Origin of the sequence: Nitrospira sp. (assembly GCA_030692565.1) — a bacterium.
GTDB lineage: Bacteria > Nitrospirota > Nitrospiria > Nitrospirales > Nitrospiraceae > Nitrospira_D.
Window position 1 is genome coordinate 1 of sequence record JAUYAO010000028.1, and the last position, 15,008, is coordinate 15,008.

17 protein-coding genes and 1 CRISPR repeat array are annotated in these 15,008 nt (G+C 59.6%); of the genes, 3 read left to right on the forward strand and 14 right to left on the reverse strand.

The genetic code is table 11. The features are described from left to right. The first annotated feature begins 11 nt into the window (after positions 1-11). Positions 12-1,443: a CRISPR direct-repeat array (repeat unit 29 nt; unit sequence GTGTTCCCCGCGCGAGTGGGGATGAACCG). A gap of 99 nt (positions 1,444-1,542) precedes the next feature. The 7 genes from Q8N04_06760 to Q8N04_06790 form a co-directional block, all read right to left on the reverse strand. Next, positions 1,543-1,968: a hypothetical protein gene (locus Q8N04_06760; protein ID MDP3090361.1), complete on the reverse strand. Its 426-nt coding sequence runs from the start codon at positions 1,966-1,968 to the stop codon at positions 1,543-1,545. A 244-nt stretch (positions 1,969-2,212) separates the two neighbouring features. Beyond that, a complete protein-coding gene (locus tag Q8N04_06765) occupies positions 2,213-2,413 on the reverse strand; it encodes a hypothetical protein (GenBank protein MDP3090362.1) in 201 nt (66 codons plus the stop codon). Between the two features lie 2 nt (positions 2,414-2,415). Further along, positions 2,416-2,697 carry a hypothetical protein gene (locus Q8N04_06770; protein MDP3090363.1) on the reverse strand — a complete coding sequence of 94 codons (282 nt, stop codon included), beginning with the start codon at positions 2,695-2,697 and terminating at the stop codon, positions 2,416-2,418. A gap of 403 nt (positions 2,698-3,100) precedes the next feature. Next, positions 3,101-3,382, reverse strand: coding sequence for a YgiT-type zinc finger protein (locus Q8N04_06775; protein MDP3090364.1), 282 nt, complete (start codon positions 3,380-3,382; stop codon positions 3,101-3,103). Continuing rightward, positions 3,343-3,651 carry a DUF4258 domain-containing protein gene (locus Q8N04_06780; protein MDP3090365.1) on the reverse strand — a complete coding sequence of 103 codons (309 nt, stop codon included), beginning with the start codon at positions 3,649-3,651 and terminating at the stop codon, positions 3,343-3,345. The genes Q8N04_06775 and Q8N04_06780 overlap by 40 nt, the downstream gene beginning before the upstream one ends. 205 nt (positions 3,652-3,856) lie before the next feature. Beyond that, the gene (sthA, locus tag Q8N04_06785; GenBank protein MDP3090366.1) at positions 3,857-5,272 is read right to left on the reverse strand and encodes a Si-specific NAD(P)(+) transhydrogenase; all 1,416 of its coding nucleotides are present in this window, start codon (positions 5,270-5,272) and stop codon (positions 3,857-3,859) included. Further along, positions 5,269-6,129, reverse strand: a complete 861-nt coding sequence (locus Q8N04_06790; GenBank protein ID MDP3090367.1) for an HDOD domain-containing protein — start codon at positions 6,127-6,129, stop codon at positions 5,269-5,271. The genes sthA and Q8N04_06790 overlap by 4 nt, the downstream gene beginning before the upstream one ends. 174 nt (positions 6,130-6,303) lie before the next feature. Here Q8N04_06790 and Q8N04_06795 point away from each other — a divergent pair, with 174 nt between their 5' ends. From Q8N04_06795 to Q8N04_06805, 3 genes are read left to right on the forward strand one after another with little or no spacing between them, the layout of a single operon-like run. Then, a complete protein-coding gene (locus tag Q8N04_06795; GenBank protein MDP3090368.1) occupies positions 6,304-6,735 on the forward strand; it encodes a hypothetical protein in 432 nt (143 codons plus the stop codon). 19 nt (positions 6,736-6,754) lie between these two features. Continuing rightward, entirely contained in the window at positions 6,755-7,651 is an 897-nt protein-coding gene (locus Q8N04_06800; protein ID MDP3090369.1) for a CoB--CoM heterodisulfide reductase iron-sulfur subunit B family protein, read from the forward strand. A gap of 20 nt (positions 7,652-7,671) precedes the next feature. Further along, positions 7,672-7,989, forward strand: coding sequence for a cupin domain-containing protein (locus Q8N04_06805; protein ID MDP3090370.1), 318 nt, complete (start codon positions 7,672-7,674; stop codon positions 7,987-7,989). A gap of 76 nt (positions 7,990-8,065) precedes the next feature. On the opposite strand, the gene Q8N04_06810 is transcribed toward Q8N04_06805, so the two are convergent. The 7 genes from Q8N04_06810 to Q8N04_06840 all read right to left on the reverse strand — a co-directional run bounded on the left by Q8N04_06810 (position 8,066) and on the right by Q8N04_06840 (position 14,736). Then, positions 8,066-8,827 (reverse strand): DUF3365 domain-containing protein, encoded by a 762-nt coding sequence (locus Q8N04_06810; GenBank protein MDP3090371.1) that lies wholly within the window; start codon positions 8,825-8,827, stop codon positions 8,066-8,068. Positions 8,828-8,846: 19 nt separating this feature from the next. Next, a complete protein-coding gene (locus Q8N04_06815; GenBank protein ID MDP3090372.1) occupies positions 8,847-9,941 on the reverse strand; it encodes a transporter substrate-binding domain-containing protein in 1,095 nt (364 codons plus the stop codon). Continuing rightward, positions 9,938-10,570, reverse strand: coding sequence for a hypothetical protein (locus Q8N04_06820; GenBank protein ID MDP3090373.1), 633 nt, complete (start codon positions 10,568-10,570; stop codon positions 9,938-9,940). The genes Q8N04_06815 and Q8N04_06820 overlap by 4 nt, the downstream gene beginning before the upstream one ends. Before the next feature lie 10 nt (positions 10,571-10,580). Next, a complete protein-coding gene (locus Q8N04_06825; GenBank protein ID MDP3090374.1) occupies positions 10,581-10,964 on the reverse strand; it encodes a hypothetical protein in 384 nt (127 codons plus the stop codon). Between the two features lie 64 nt (positions 10,965-11,028). Next, complete coding sequence (locus tag Q8N04_06830; protein ID MDP3090375.1) at positions 11,029-11,994, reverse strand: multicopper oxidase domain-containing protein; 966 nt, start codon at positions 11,992-11,994, stop codon at positions 11,029-11,031. Positions 11,995-12,173: 179 nt separating this feature from the next. Then, positions 12,174-12,866 carry a Crp/Fnr family transcriptional regulator gene (locus tag Q8N04_06835; GenBank protein ID MDP3090376.1) on the reverse strand — a complete coding sequence of 231 codons (693 nt, stop codon included), beginning with the start codon at positions 12,864-12,866 and terminating at the stop codon, positions 12,174-12,176. A 4-nt stretch (positions 12,867-12,870) separates the two neighbouring features. After that, positions 12,871-14,736 carry a transketolase gene (locus Q8N04_06840; GenBank protein ID MDP3090377.1) on the reverse strand — a complete coding sequence of 622 codons (1,866 nt, stop codon included), beginning with the start codon at positions 14,734-14,736 and terminating at the stop codon, positions 12,871-12,873. Between the last annotated feature and the right edge of the window lie 272 nt (positions 14,737-15,008).

Genomic DNA, 15,008 nt, shown 5'->3' on the forward strand with positions numbered 1-15,008 from the left:
GTGTTCACGAAGTGTTCCCCGCGCGAGTGGGGATGAACCGGCCGAGAAGAACGGGATTGAGCCGGTCTTAAAGTGTTCCCCGCGCGAGTGGGGATGAACCGTTGAACTGAGCAACGCGAGGCGTCTCTGGTACGTGTTCCCCGCGCGAGTGGGGATGAACCGCGATTGTAGCCTGCGATGCGATAGGCGCGAAGGTGTTCCCCGCGCGAGTGGGGATGAACCGATGGCGGGGATGCCGTTTGCGGGGACGCCGGAGTGTTCCCCGCGCGAGTGGGGATGAACCGATCCACACGCCCCCTGTCAGGAGCGTGGTGACGTGTTCCCCGCGCGAGTGGGGATGAACCGGTCTTAGACAAGATCGATGCCGATCAGGTCATGTGTTCCCCGCGCGAGTGGGGATGAACCGCCCATCGCCACGATCACGGTATTCATGCGAAAGTGTTCCCCGCGCGAGTGGGGATGAACCGAACGAGTTCCGTGAACTGGCCGGGTTGGACGCGTGTTCCCCGCGCGAGTGGGGATGAACCGATCGTGGTTTGCGTACTCAGTGCATCGGACGAGTGTTCCCCGCGCGAGTGGGGATGAACCGTACACGCGCGCCGAGCCGGTCGCGCTCTTACAGTGTTCCCCGCGCGAGTGGGGATGAACCGTCATCTAGACATGCATCGGCTGTATCGACGTTGTGTTCCCCGCGCGAGTGGGGATGAACCGTTTCTCGTGGCGAGCTATGGCGTCCAGCGATCGTGTTCCCCGCGCGAGTGGGGATGAACCGCGCCACTCCTGCTACGATCCGCCAGGGAAATCGTGTTCCCCGCGCGAGTGGGGATGAACCGGGGCTGGGGTAGCTCGGAACGTATTTCGATTGGTGTTCCCCGCGCGAGTGGGGATGAACCGATGTGGATGTACGATTTACAGGTGTGAATGGAGTGTTCCCCGCGCGAGTGGGGATGAACCGTGAAGTGGCGAAACTTGGGAACGATGGGAGAAGTGTTCCCCGCGCGAGTGGGGATGAACCGCCAAGTCGCCGAGCGAAGCGCTGTTCGGCGGAGTGTTCCCCGCGCGAGTGGGGATGAACCGCCTGTGGCCTCGGGGAAACCGTCGTTGCCGTCGTGTTCCCCGCGCGAGTGGGGATGAACCGTACGCGACCGGGCAGGCGTACGCGATGGAGTTGTGTTCCCCGCGCGAGTGGGGATGAACCGTCTGTAACCGGCTTGGCGGCTCGCGGTAAAAAGTGTTCCCCGCGCGAGTGGGGATGAACCGTCATGTCGTTAATTGCGGCCCCGCCGCCGGTGGTGTTCCCCGCGCGAGTGGGGATGAACCGCAATACGTTGACCCCGCCGCCAGTTTTGGCAGGTGTTCCCCGCGCGAGTGGGGATGAACCGCAGTGTTGAAAGATCCAAAATCAACAGTGTTAGTGTTCCCCGCGCGAGAGAAATGAAAAGGTACCGAGAGTCTTTTCTTGTGCGCCGCTGGCAGTGCCTGAGCTGGGGGGGGGGCGGTTGGTGCTAGAACGCGTTGCGTGTCTGGTTCGGGGAGTGGGCTCTATGCCGCTGCTGCGGTCTGGCGTTTGGCGACCTGGCCGAGGATATCCAACGCGGCGACGCGATAGGCTTCAGCGTAGGTAGGGAAGTTGAAGACGTTATCGATAAACGATTCGATCAACGCGCCTTGCTGCAGGGCCATCTGGCCAATGTGCACCAGTTCCGTGGCGGAATCTCCGACGATCTGGATGCCCAGCAATCGTTCGCCGTTCGGATCGGCGATCATTTTCAGAAGCCCGTGACCGGCTCCGGAGATTTGTGCGCGGGCGACTTCCTCGAACTTGGCCCGACCGACGAGAGGATTCCGAAATCGCTCGTTGGCCATCTTTTCATCCAGGCCGATACTGGCCATTTCAGGAATCGTATAGACCCCGATGGGAATGGTGGACGCCGCATCCCCGGAAGAGGGAAATGTACCGGGAGTCATTTTTTACGCGCCATCCCGGTACTGCTTCTACCACTCCTCCTGCAAAAAGAATTCGCCGACCGCATGTCCGACATCCGCGCCAGGCAAGTTGAGCAAGCCGCCTCCCGCCGCCGCATCGTGTGCTGCAAGCGCGTCCGGGATCAAATTTGAAAAGACAGGGTCACGTCTTGCCAGGATACATTGGCGAAAGGCAGGTGACCGCGGAAACGCAACGACGGAGCGCTGACAAGGGATCAATTCGTTGCTACGAGGATGGTCCGGATAGTTTCTTGGTCCGTCTGCCGCCGAGTGCGATTTCAAGAGCGGTCTCGAGCCGGATGACACGGCCGGTGAGATCTTCGATATGGTTTTGTTGTTTGGCGACGGTTGCGGTGAGCTGCTCGACTTTGTCTGCCAGCTGAATCGTTCTGGCAAACGCATCCCAGACTCGTTCTGTGAGCCCCATGCTTAGTGCTTCCTTCGAGATTTCGTCAGCGCGTGGATGCGGGTTTCCGACTGCGCAACCAGCGCCAATGTCTTATCGATGGATTGGATCGCCCGTTGAGTGGCCCGCGTCACCTGTTTGGCAAATTGGTCCAACATGACGTCATCTTCTGCAGGGGAAAACCGCTCTCCGCCCCGGCGAAGCAGTTCGCCCATCGTCAGGTTTGCCGCTTTGGCCTTGCGGGCAAGGCGTCGCTTTTGAGCAAGGCTCATTAACACAGGGACTTGTATGCTGGGTTGCGCCATCTGAGACCTCATGGATATATAGGACATGTATACCAAAGCAGACCTTCTTATGTCGAGTGCAGGGTTCTACATCCTGGGGAAAGAGCATGTGCAGGGAGTCTTTTCTTGTGCGCCGCTGGCAGTGCTTCAGCTGGGGAAGCCGGCTGGTGCTAAAACGCGTTGGGCGTCTGGTTGGGGAGTGGGCTCTAGCAGGATGCTGAAAATGTCTGCCAGCGGCGAAAACAAAAGGGGGCACTTATCTCGACCCCTTTCCATCCCTCCGCGCGGAGCATGCAGGCATGCACCCGGCCACTGTGAGCCGACGGTTGAAACAGGCAGAGCTGGCCGAGGTGTGATTTCAAGACCTCCGTCTCACTGTGACCGACATGATAGGGGGTACGGATACTGAAGCTGAGCAGGACGCTTAGCTGGCGAGTTTGTGAAACGAGATGCCGGTCATATCGAGATCTTTGCCGGCACGGAACAGCCGTTCAACGGCGTCACTGATCTTGAGGGCCGTCTGACCGGGGACGCTTCTCGTTCCACACCGTTCGCACAGCATGGCTGTGACGTTCTCAACGTCGGCATAGAATCCACCGCGTTCAAAGTGCAGCGAGGTTCTGCCTCGGCGCATGGCTGTCCCGCACTCGGGACACGCCTTTCTCCCTAGCGCTTTTGCTTTTTTCGAACTTGGCCTTTTATCCATTGGTCTCGTTGAGGAATGTACGTGGTGACAATGTCCACGGCCCTCCGCGCGCTGAAGTCTACCACAACGTGAACCGGAATCGCATCCGCGTTGCGCCCATAAATCAGGCATCGTTGCCGCTCCGGATATCGCTCAATGATGGCCCCTGTTCGGATCACGTCGAGCATGTCGGCCACGCTGATCCCATCTTTGAATCCCTCGGTTAAGGCATGGTCCGTAACAAAAAAGTTGCCGTTCTGTATGGCGGTTCGAATGGCATCGATTTCCATGGCCGTGGCAGGATAGCCAAACGCAGGAGGGGCGTCAAACTCTGTGAACGGCGTGAATACACCGTGAGGCGATAGACCTGAGTAGAATGGAACCAGGAAGAGAGAATATGCCGGGGGGCCTTTTCTTGTGCGCCGCTGGCGGCGCCTCAGCTGGGGAAGCCGGCTGGTGCTAAAACGCGTTGGGCGTCTGGTTGGGGAGTGGGCTCTAGGCCGCCGCCGCTGTCTGGCGTTTGGCGACCTGGCCGAGGATATCCAATGCAGCGACGCGATAGGCTTCGGCGTAGGTGGGGAAGTTGAAGACGTTGTCGATAAACGATTCGACCAACGCGCCTTGCTGCAGGGCCATCTGGCCAATGTGCACCAGTTCCGTGGCGGACTCTCCGACCACCTGGATGCCCAGCAACCGTTCGCCGTTGGGGTCGGCGATCATTTTCAGGAGGCCATGACCGGCGCCGGAGATTTGCGCGCGGGCGACTTCTTCGAACTTGGCCCGACCGACGAGAGGATTGCGATAGCGTTCGCCGGCCATCTTTTCATCCAGGCCGATGCTCGCCATTTCCGGAATCGTGTAGACACCAATAGGAATGGTCGACGCGGCGTCGCCGATCGGCAGGTTGAGGGCGTGGCGCACGGCGCGGCGGCCCTGCTCCATGGCCTTCGACGCGAGGGCCGGGGCGCCGACCATGTCGCCGACGGCGTAGATGTGAGGCGCGGTCGTCTGGCAGAATTGGTTCACCGAGAGGCTGCCCTTCCCATTCACTTCAAGCCCGGCGGCGCCCAGGTTGAGGTCTTCCACATTCGCCTGTCTGCCCAGCGCCACGAGCATTTTCTCGCTCTTGATGATCTGGCCATCGCCAAGTAGCGTTACCACATGGGTGGCGCCATCCCATTGCACGCTTTGGATCGATTGTCCGCCGAGGTAGTGACCGCCGTGCTGCTCAAAGCTGGCGACGAATTGCGCCACGAGTTCTTGATCCATGAATTGCAGCGGCGCTTTGGCGCGGTCGATCAGCGTCACTTCAACGCCGAGGAGGGCGAAGATCGAGGCGTACTCGCACCCGATGACGCCTCCGCCAATAATCGCCAGAGACCGCGGGAGGTAGATCATCGACAAGAGGGAGTCGCTGTCGAGGATATGTTCATGATCGACGGGGATCTCTTGAGGATTGCGCGGGCGGGAACCGGTGGCGATGACGAAATGGTCGGCCGTAAAGTGTTGACGGGCGCCGTCCACGGTTTGCATTTCTATGGTTCGGTCATTGAGAAAACGCGCGCGGCCGTGAAACAGCGAGATGCCGTTCCGCCGCAGTTGTTTGCTCATATAGGTATCGTGCGTCTGGACGACTTCTTCCAGGCGGCTGAGCAGCGACGAGATTTCCGCGTCCGGCTTCAAGCTGAATTCAAACGCCGCGCTGGCTCGGCGCAGGCGGTCGAGGTGCAGGGCGCTCTCCCGCAAGGTCTTGCTGGGAATGGTGCCGCGGTAGACGCAGCTGCCGCCGATACCCCGTTCGCGCTCCAGCAGCGCCACGCGCTTGCCGGATTTCGCGCCTTGAATGGCGGCTTTTTGCCCGGCGGGGCCGGCTCCGATGATGACAATGTCGAAGGCTATTGGTGCGCTCATAGGTTCATTGCATTGACCAAGGCCAACGCCTTCTCTTTACCGGCCAGCAGCTGGTCGATATCGTTGGGGTAGAGGTTGAGATCGGCGAAGACCGGATGCTCGCGCAATTCTTCTTCGGGGAGCGTCTCCGGTTCCAGGAGGTGTGTCGCCAGACGGTCTGCGACGCAGGTGAGCAGGCAGTCTTGCCTGAAGGAGGTGGCGTGATCATATTCCTGGTAGCACGCAATGGCTTCGGCCACTTGCTTGGGCAGCCCCCATTTGTCGGCAATCAAGGTGCCGACACGGGTGTGGTAGCCGTCGAGTAGCTGTTGCATCACGGCCCTATCGGCCGAGAGTTTGAGGTCTTTGGCAAGATTCGCCACGGTTCGAAGGACGACCGGCTTGCCGATTCCGTGCAAGAGTCCACAGAGGTACGCGGTTTCGACATTTACCCGCCGCATGCGGGCGACCTCTTTGCCGAAGGCGCCGCTGGCCAGTGAGTGCCGCCAGAGCAGCTTCACGTGATCTTCGTGGCCTGGAACTTGGAATGCCCCGTTCTTCAACGAGGCCGTAAAGGCAATTTCAGAAAGCAGGTTGATGCCGAGCATGGCCACGGCGTGCTGGAGCGAGACGACCGGGCTGCGCGGCATATAGGCCGGCGAATTGGCAATGCGCAGGACGTGGGCGGCCAAGGCTTGATCTTGATGGATCAGCGATGACAGCTTGGCGGCATCGGCCGTCGCGTCGGCGGCCAGGGCCATGACTTGGCTGGCCACTTGAGGCAAGAGCGGGAGTTCGACTTCTCCTGCCTCGAGTTTCTTAACCAGAGCCTGTTCCAGCTTTTCGGTGGCGGCAGAGATTTGAGTATCGGGGGCCATTGGTGTTCTGGCGCTCCTGTTGTTTGTCGACGGTGTGAGCTTGTGACGTGTCTTTGTCGGTTGGTTCCTCGGAAAAGTTGAGCGAGAGGGCGCCCGGCGTGACAAGTTCACGGAGGCCTGACTATACTGTCGGCGAGATTCGCGTTCATTCGGACGAGCAAGGGAGATAGGTCTATGAAATGCCGATGGATTATCGGTTTGTTGGGTCTATGGTGCGGACTCATCTCAGTGGGTGTGGAAGCAGGGGAAAAGCCGGTGACGCCCGGCACGATTGCCAAAGAAGCTCGTGAGACGATTGAGGCGACGGCCCAGTATACGGCTCAACAGAAAGAGGCCTTTCAGCGGAAGGCTCAGGAAGAACTCGAGTCGATCCAGCAGCAGATGGCGGCGCTACAGGGAAGGGCCGACAAGGCCTCGGCCTCGGCCAGGACGGAATTGCAGAAGTCGATTCATGAGCTGGAGGTGAAGAAGGAGGCCGTCAAGCAACAGCTCGATGGACTCAAATCGGCCACCGATGCAAAATGGAACGAAATGAGGGCGGGCGTGCATTCTGCGATCGAAGAGATGAATCAGTCGTTTCAACGGCTGCGCTCGAAGCTGCAGTAAGGATCGACATGGATCTGCGATGGCATTGAGGTTTGCGCTATACCCCGGCTGTGCGGCGAAAGGCGCGACGCCGGAACTGTATCAATCGACGATGGCGATCGTCGGCCGGCTTGGCATTGACGTGGTCGAGCTTGCGGCGTCGTCTTGCTGCGGGGCCGGGGTGGTGACGGAGGCGGAGCCGGATGTCGCCTTGGCGTTGAACGCGCGGAACTTCGCTCAGGCCGAACGCCTGGGTCTCGATATCATGACCATTTGCGGGACGTGTCAGGGCGTCATGGCGGCGGCGAACAAGCGATTGAAGAGCGAGCCGGGATTACTCGATCGAATCAATCGTGTGTTGGAGCCGGACGGCATCGCCTATCGCGGGACGATTCAGATCAAGCATCTGCTGTGGATTATCGTGCGCGAGATCGGGCTGCGCCAGCTTGGCGCGCAGGTCGTGACATCTTTGCAGGGGCTGCGCATTGCGCCGTTCTATGGCTGTTATATTCTCCGGCCCTCCTGGGATCTCGGTTTTGACGATCCGGAAAACCCGTCGTCTCTCGAGCAGGTGATTCGTGCATTGGGCGGGGAGGCGGTTGCCTATGCCGGGCGCACCAAGTGCTGCGGGTTCCCGATCATTCTTGAAAAGGAAGCGGTGGCGATGGCGATGTCCGGAGCCAATATGAAAGAAGCCAAGGAGCAAGGGGCCGACTGTATGGTAACGCCCTGCCCGCTCTGTCATCTGAGCCTGGATATCTATCAGGATCGCGCGGGGCAGGCGGTGAATGCACAGCTCAATCTTCCCATTCTCCACTTGCCCCAGCTCCTTGGTCTGGCGATGGGGATACCTGCCAAGGAGTTAGGTCTTGCGCGTCATTTGATCCCGGTCGATTCGATCGTCAGGCGCATCAATCAGTCCGTCCGTCATTCTTAGATCAGGAGGATCGCAGTATTATGAAGGTCGTTAATCTATCGGAGTATCAGCAGTTTAGCCAAGAGAAGATGAAGAAGAACAATATGTTTCAGACGGAGCGGTTCTTCTGCGATGTCTACTGTTTTGAGCCGGGGCAGGAACAGAAGGGCCATATCCATGGTGAGCAAGACAAGGTCTATCTCGTTCTCGAGGGGCAGGGGACTTTTCAGGTTGGTTCAGAGAAGCAGGTGCTGGGGCCTGGGCAAGGGACGATCGCGCCGGCTGGAGAAGAGCACGGAGTAAAGAATCACACGGATCAGCGCTTGAAGGTGCTCGTGTTCGTCGCGCCGAATCCGTAGGAGCAAGCGGCGAGCGCACCGCTTCTTTGTTCGGCAGCATGCGGGAGAGATCCATGGTGAAGAGCTGCGGGCGCGTTCACTCGGTTCGCAGAGGGATTTTGACACTGATGGCGCCGGCCAGTTCTCCCTCCTGGGCACCCTCTTTGGGGTAGCCTGAAATATCCCATTCTCCTTTTGGGGCGCCGTGGCAGGCGAGGCATTCGCGCTGGTAATAGATCGGCATCATGACCCGTAAGCTTCCACCCGATTCGGTCAATTCGCTGACATAGGCTTCGCCATTCGGTCGTCCGGACAACCAGCGGAGGACGGACGATTCGTATTCATCCGGCTCATTCTTGGGATTGCGCGGTTGGATCGCCGTTTGTTTCAGTTGGACTTGGGACCGTTTGGAAAAGCGCGCCGCCGCTTGGCTGCCGAACGTGGCAGGAATGAAATTCTTGTAGCCGATTCCGCGCTGGTTGATGACGACCTGCGCGTCGCGGACGACCTCTTTGCCGGCTTCGATCAAGGCCGGCAGGAGCGTGCGCGCGAGAGGCGGCACGGCCAACGACGTTTTTGCTGCAGGCGCGCTCAGGTCGATCCCGGTCCGTTGTCGAAAGACCTCGTACATCTGCCGTTCAAACACTTCCGGGGTAAAGCCTTTGTCTCCTTTGTGGACATCGTCGATCAGGGCCTGATTCTGTTCGATCACCAGGCGGCCGGCTTGGAGCAGTTTTGCCAGGAGCCGCGCGGTCTCTTCCGCCTCAGCGCGGAGCTGCTCAGGCGGGGAAGCCTGAACGGGCGCGATTCCAACGACGATTGCCAGGGTGATGAGTGAGAGCCATGGGCGGTGGACCATACGATCTCCTTTGTCTCGGTCAGTGTGGCGACGATACCCGGCAGGCTCCCTGGGCATAGTGAGCCGGCATCTTTTGCACGTCGAACGGGAGCCCTTCCGTCGATGCCCGTCGTGGATAGGCATATGCGTCCTCGATCCATCGGCGCCGCATTTGTTCCAGTCGTCCTGATTCGTGGAGCTGAAAAATGACGTCGTTGATGAACCACCGCAAGGTGTAACTTTCTTCCGCCATCACGACGGCATAATCGGCTTGCGTGAACCGTAGCGGTGTGTGATCGTCTCGCGCCAGAAGACGCCAGTCTCGACGCGTGGTCTTGACCATGAAGTCCAGAACCGGGTGTGCCCCGATGATCACATCGATCGGCGGCGACAGGCCGGCGGCGGCATGTTCGAAGGCTGCGGGGAGCGAATCGCACACGAGCACTCTGGCCGCATTCATCCTGGCTTCGGCATACAGATGTGCGGACGTATTGTCTTGCACGGCGATGGTGAGGCCCTCCAAAAGCCGTTCTCGCGCTGTTCCCCCCTCGTCGGTTTTGAGCCGCCGCTGGATCTGCTCGATGACTCCCGGCCTGGTGGCGATCGCGCCGATGCCTCCCTGTGAAAAGTACGGAGTGGAATAGGCGAATCCGGCCCGGCCCGGCGAAGGCGTTCCGGCTGCCACGGCGGAGACGAAGAAGTCCAGTTGTCCTTCGTTCAAGAGCAGAAATAAATCTCGGAAACGAATCAGGTGCAAGGCCGGAACCACGGGTGCGCCGCAATGGATCGTGAGCGCATCGCTTACCGCCCGCACTAGTTCGGCATCGAGCCCGGTCACCCGGGCGCCTTCGTCGGTCCAGACGGCGGGAAATACGAACGGTCGAAAGGGTTCCACCGCCATCCCGACCTGGACTTGCTGCCGCCGGCAGATTCGATCCAGCTCGTTGGTCGTCACCGGGTAGATCTGGTGGATGGCATCGAAGAGCAAACCGCAGCCTGGCAACAGCGGGAGGAAGAGCAGTAGGGCGATAGTGGGCCGTATTGGTTTCCACCGACGCCGGACGGCGGCGATGAGCGGCGAGCAGGGTGAGGCGCACCCTGCGTCCTGCCGTTGGCTGTGTCGGAATGGGCTCAATACCGGAATCCGGTTAGAAAAAGCCATTGCTGTGTTTGCCCCGCTTCCCCGAGGAAATTGACATCATACTGTGTGAATTGCAGGCTCAGGTCGAGTGAAATTCCCCGCGCCACAGGAAAACGCACACCGGCTTGTCCGCCGTACAATAGACCGGGCGAGGTCCGTCCTTGTCCCGAGATGACCGTGCCGATCAATGCGCCCACGTAGGGCACCGCACGGTCTTCGAGGGGACCGAAGAACACATGCTTGAGAAGGCGGCTGATCGGCATGGAGGCCGGGAAATCTAGCAGGTCGAGTATGTTGTTCCAGCGCGGGTTGAGAAACACTGCATGCTGATCGGTCCGGAAGTCGGTAGTGCGGATGCTGAAATACTGATACCCGGTCCGTAGTTCTCCATCGCCATATCGTACTGCGGTCACGCCGGCCTGCAGCGTGACTTCCCGGTCATTCGGTGCGAAAGATTGTTGCCGCAAAGCGACATCGAAGTTGAACGGCCGTATGGGCAGAATTTCGAACAGTGCTTCTTGTGCCAGGGCCGGAAAGGGACCGAGGAGCGTCAGCGTGAGTGCGCAGAGATAGAGCCGACAAACCGATCCGCGCAACCCAGATCCGCGATTCTTGATCGACATGGCATGTCTGTTAGTGAGTATGGGCCTGTCCATCGGACGGTCCGGGCGGATCGATACCCTGAACGGGCGGCCCTGCAGTGATGCAGGACTTCATGATTTCCGCCCGGCATTGGGCCCCGGCGAGAACGGCATTGGCCATGGTGACGAGTTCGGCTTCAGACAGTTGTTGGCGCGCATAGTCGATGAGTACATGGTTCGGAACGAGATCGGGGTCGACCTGTTGGACCCCAGTTTGCTTCGAAAGAGTCGAGACGAGCTGAGAACGAACCGACAAACACGCTTCACCCATCAGCATCAACGCCACCCTATCATAGGGGCCTTCTGCCTGAATAGGCGAAACCCCACTCACCAGGAGTATTCCGCTGATAATGGGGGTGAAGAAAGGGTGTGTCATGGAATGAAGCCTCTGGATGTGAAATCCGGCCGGTTTTATGCCGGCCGGATTTCCGATTCTCAACTTACTTTGCTTTTGCCGGAAGCTCCCATGGCACCATGGGCATCAGGTTCGTCGAGGGCTTGGCATCGGGGGATGCCAAGAGGACGGCGATGGCGCCGCGGAGCGCGCCGGTCAGGGAGTGGGTGACCAGCGGGTAGGCTCCGGCTGACTCCACCACCACATCGAAGGTCGCTGCGCTGCCCGGTCCCACCACATAGGTCTGTACACCTGTCAGCTTGTTGGCCGGATTCCCGCTTTCGTACACATTGTCCCAGATCTCACCGATGGGGTGGAATGAGGAGAACTCATTCGGACCGGCATTCACGAAATAGACGCGCACGCGCTCGCCCGGCTTCGCGTCCAGCTTGCCGCCGCCCGTGACGAACGGATGATACTTGAAGATACCGCCGTTGAACATGACGCCGTCGAATTTGCGGTCGAACATGGCCTGCACATCGCCGGGGTTCTTGAAGTATTCGGACTGGACCAGAACATATTCCCGATCCGCCTTGGGCCAGACCGATGCGTCTTTCGGATCGACAATGATGGCGCCGAACATGCCACGCGCGACGTGCTGAATCATGGGCGGCGCGCCGCAGTGATAAAAGAAGATCCCGGGTTTCTTGGCCACGAAGGTGTAGCTGATCGTCTCGCCGGCATTGATGGCCTTGTAGTTCTTCAGGAAGTCGATCTCCGCCGCATGGAAGTCCATGGCGTGGGGATTCTTATTGGTGGCGGGGTTAGTCAACGTGAAGTTGATCGTGTCGCCTTCGGTCACGCGGACGACCGGGCCCGGCATGGTGCCGTTGAATGTCCAGGCGGCGTACTTCTCTCCGCCGCCGTCGATGACGATGTCGGATTCGACGGCCGTCATATGGATGTCGTGGGTCTTTGCGGATGCGGAGGACGGTTGTCCCAGCAATCCGGCGAGGGCAATGGCAGCGGCTCCTGCGAGTGCCATGGCCTGGTGTGATTGTTTTCTCATCATGGTGAAACTCCTCTCTGGATGGTTGGTCGAACTCCTGCAGCGATGTGCCGACAGCCCCTGTTGTGAGGGGCGCGGTCTGACGTCGTCTGTGTGCGTGTGAGGATACGGAGTGTGCAGTCAAAAGAATATGACGTACATCATGTTTTGAAAATATACCTGGAAGGAGGATCTTAGGGAAATCAGGCGGAGGCAAGGGCCTTGAGCCCGGCGAGATCGCGGATGATGAGGCGGGTCGCCGTTCCGGATACGAGTCGATCGCGTTTGAACCGACTCATGATGCGAATGGCGGTCTCGGTCGTCGTGCCGACCATGTTGGCCATATCCTGGCGGGTCAGTCGCATCGGGAGCTTGAGGCCTTGCGGGTCTTTCACGCCGTTCTTGGTCGCCAGGTCCACCAGGAGCGAGGCCAGTCGCTGGTCGGCCCGGTCGAGGGCCAGGACCTTGGCTTTCTCCTGGGCTTCGTTGAGGCGATTGCCGAGATGCTTAATGACTTCAATGGCGGCCTCGGGATTGCGGCGCAGCATGTCGAAGTAGGACTTCTTGTTCATGCGCAAGATACTGACGTCGCCCATCGGTTGCGCGGTCCCCGGATGGCGGGCTCCCTCAAAGGCGGCGGCGTCGCAGCAAAAGAGATCGCCGGGCATCAGCATTTTCAGCGTGCACTCTTTCCCTTCCGGGCTCGATTTGACGCACTTGACCGTGCCTTCCTTCACGATGTGGAAGAATTCGGTCGGATCGCCTTCACGAAAAATGACATCTCGTTTGGTGTAGTGCTGCTCGGTCAAGTCCTGAAGCACGCGTTGGCGGTCTGCGCTGGAGAGAATCTTGAGCAGAGGGATATGGTTGAGCTCATCCGCGGGGGATGAGCTCAACCGACTACTTGATGATTTGCTTGGCCGCTTCGACAATGGATCGCACTCCGATGCCAAAATGATCGACGAGTTCATCCGGCTTGCCGCTGTGGGGAATCGTCCGGACGGCGAGCTTATGGACCTTCACGCCTTCCGCACTCACCGCGCTCAACACGGCATCGCCGAGTCCGCCGTGCGCGTAGTGGTCTTCGACGGTGAGGAGACGGCCGTGGGTCGCGCGGGCGCTGGCGATGAGGGTGGCTTGGTCGATCGGAGCGATGCTGTAGAGATCGACGACGCGCACGGCGATGCCCGCGGCTTTCAATTGATCATAGGCTTTGAGGGCTTCAAATAATGTCACGCCGGCGGCCACGATCGTCAGTACATCGCCGGCGCTTTGGCGGACGACTTTGCATCCCCCGATCGGGAATGTCTCTTCCGGTCCATAGAGTACCGGGGATTTCGGGCGTCCGGCACGGATGTAGACCATCCCTTTGTGGTTGGCCGCGGCTTCGACCAGACGATAGGTGCAAGTGGCGTCTGAAGGGTAGAGGACGACGACGCCTGGCTGTGCCGCCATCATCGCAATATCCTCAAGCCCCATTTGCGAAGGACCGTCTTCGCCGATGCTGACGCCCACGTGGGTGCCGACCAGCTTGATGTTGGATTGGCTGATGGCCGCCATCCGGATGAAGTCGTACGCGCGCGTGAAGAAGGCAGCGAATGTAGCGACGAAGGGAACTTTTCCGCAGGCGGCGAGGCCCGCGGCCGCGCCCAGCATGTTCTGTTCGGCGATGAAGTTTTCGAAGAATCGATTCGGAAACTTCTTGCCGAATTTGTCCGTGTAGGTGGAGTTCTTGACGTCGGCATCGAGACCGACCACGGCGGAGTTTGCTCCGCCTAATGCCTCAAGTGCGACGCCAAAAGCTTCACGGGTCGCGGCGGCCTCGCCTACTTTATACGGTGAAGGCGGAAGCGCGGATTTGGTCGCCGGCGCCGGCGTGGCGGCGGCAGGCCGGTTGATCTGCACGGTTCCGTTGCCGGGTTTCAGCTGCCTGGTCAATTCATCGATCGCCTTTTGGGTTTCCTCTCCCTTGGGCACCGGTTTCCCATGCCAACTGGGGCTGTCTGCCATGAAGGAAAGCCCGTGTCCCTTGAAGGTCTTGGCTAAGATGACGGTCGGTTTCCCTTTTGTGCGGGATGCCTCATCGAAGGCGGCAACGAGCGCGGCGATGTCATGGCCGTTGACGACAATGGCGTGCCAGCCGAATCCCGACCAGCGCGCGCGATAGCCTTCCATATTATGTTGCAACATGGTGGGATCGCTTTGCCCCAGTCGGTTCACATCGACGATGGCGCAAAGATTATCCAGGCCGTGATGCCGGGCCACTTCAGCCGCTTCCCAATTTGATCCTTCGACGGACTCGCCATCGCCGAGCAGGACGTAGGTCCGGTGGTCATACTTATCGACGGACTTCGCGTTCAGCGCAATACCGATGCCGACAGGGAGTCCTTGTCCGAGTGACCCCGTGGCCATGTCCACGAATGACAGACGCGGCGTCGGGTGACCCTCAAGATCAGATGCCAATGTCCGCAACTTCAAAAGGTCGCTTTTGGGGAACAGTCCTGCTTCGGCCCAGGCGGCGTAGAGGAGGGGAGCGGCATGTCCTTTTGAGAGGACGAATCGATCACTGTTGGGGGCTTTGGGGTTCTTTGGGTCGTAACGCATCACGGAGAAGAAGAGTGTCGCCACGATGTCGGCAGCGGAGCAGCAGCTCGATGGATGGCCGCTGGCCGCTTCAGATGTGGCGCGGACGCTTTCGATACGGAGTTGCGTGGCCTTGTTATGGAGGGTATTGAGGGACTCTGGGGACAGGGCTGCACTGGCCATCGGAACTCCTTTCAGGAATGGAACGCTTAGTAGGTTGCCGGCGCATGCTTCTCTACGTCAGAGATCGGCAGGGACGCGGCGGGGCTTGAGGCTAACAAAACGATGGAAGGGAGTCAATGAAAGGAAGTCGCAATGTCAAGCCACAGTAGAAATGTCCTCTTTCTCCCATAGTAGAAATGTCCGGTTTAGGCGATGCCCGCCGCCGCGCGTGTTGTCCCTTCCGGCAGCAGGCGTTTGCGCCACGGATGAGCCGAGGTCGGCTTGACCGGACG

What these genes read in the sequence shown, in the direction of transcription:
- Q8N04_06780 (MDP3090365.1), bottom strand. Translation starts at nt 3,651, where the DNA reads ATGGAAATCGATGCCATTCGAACCGCCATACAGAACGGCAACTTTTTT.
- Q8N04_06820 (MDP3090373.1), bottom strand. Translation starts at nt 10,570, where the DNA reads ATGTCGATCAAGAATCGCGGATCTGGGTTGCGCGGATCGGTTTGTCGG.
- Q8N04_06795 (MDP3090368.1), top strand. Translation starts at nt 6,304, where the DNA reads ATGAAATGCCGATGGATTATCGGTTTGTTGGGTCTATGGTGCGGACTC.
- Q8N04_06790 (MDP3090367.1), bottom strand. Translation starts at nt 6,129, where the DNA reads ATGGCCCCCGATACTCAAATCTCTGCCGCCACCGAAAAGCTGGAACAG.
- Q8N04_06760 (MDP3090361.1), bottom strand. Translation starts at nt 1,968, where the DNA reads ATGACTCCCGGTACATTTCCCTCTTCCGGGGATGCGGCGTCCACCATT.
- Q8N04_06800 (MDP3090369.1), top strand. Translation starts at nt 6,755, where the DNA reads ATGGCATTGAGGTTTGCGCTATACCCCGGCTGTGCGGCGAAAGGCGCG.
- Q8N04_06805 (MDP3090370.1), top strand. Translation starts at nt 7,672, where the DNA reads ATGAAGGTCGTTAATCTATCGGAGTATCAGCAGTTTAGCCAAGAGAAG.
- Q8N04_06810 (MDP3090371.1), bottom strand. Translation starts at nt 8,827, where the DNA reads ATGGTCCACCGCCCATGGCTCTCACTCATCACCCTGGCAATCGTCGTT.
- Q8N04_06840 (MDP3090377.1), bottom strand. Translation starts at nt 14,736, where the DNA reads ATGGCCAGTGCAGCCCTGTCCCCAGAGTCCCTCAATACCCTCCATAAC.
- sthA (MDP3090366.1), bottom strand. Translation starts at nt 5,272, where the DNA reads ATGAGCGCACCAATAGCCTTCGACATTGTCATCATCGGAGCCGGCCCC.
- Q8N04_06770 (MDP3090363.1), bottom strand. Translation starts at nt 2,697, where the DNA reads ATGGCGCAACCCAGCATACAAGTCCCTGTGTTAATGAGCCTTGCTCAA.
- Q8N04_06825 (MDP3090374.1), bottom strand. Translation starts at nt 10,964, where the DNA reads ATGACACACCCTTTCTTCACCCCCATTATCAGCGGAATACTCCTGGTG.
- Q8N04_06765 (MDP3090362.1), bottom strand. Translation starts at nt 2,413, where the DNA reads ATGGGGCTCACAGAACGAGTCTGGGATGCGTTTGCCAGAACGATTCAG.
- Q8N04_06775 (MDP3090364.1), bottom strand. Translation starts at nt 3,382, where the DNA reads ATGGATAAAAGGCCAAGTTCGAAAAAAGCAAAAGCGCTAGGGAGAAAG.
- Q8N04_06830 (MDP3090375.1), bottom strand. Translation starts at nt 11,994, where the DNA reads ATGATGAGAAAACAATCACACCAGGCCATGGCACTCGCAGGAGCCGCT.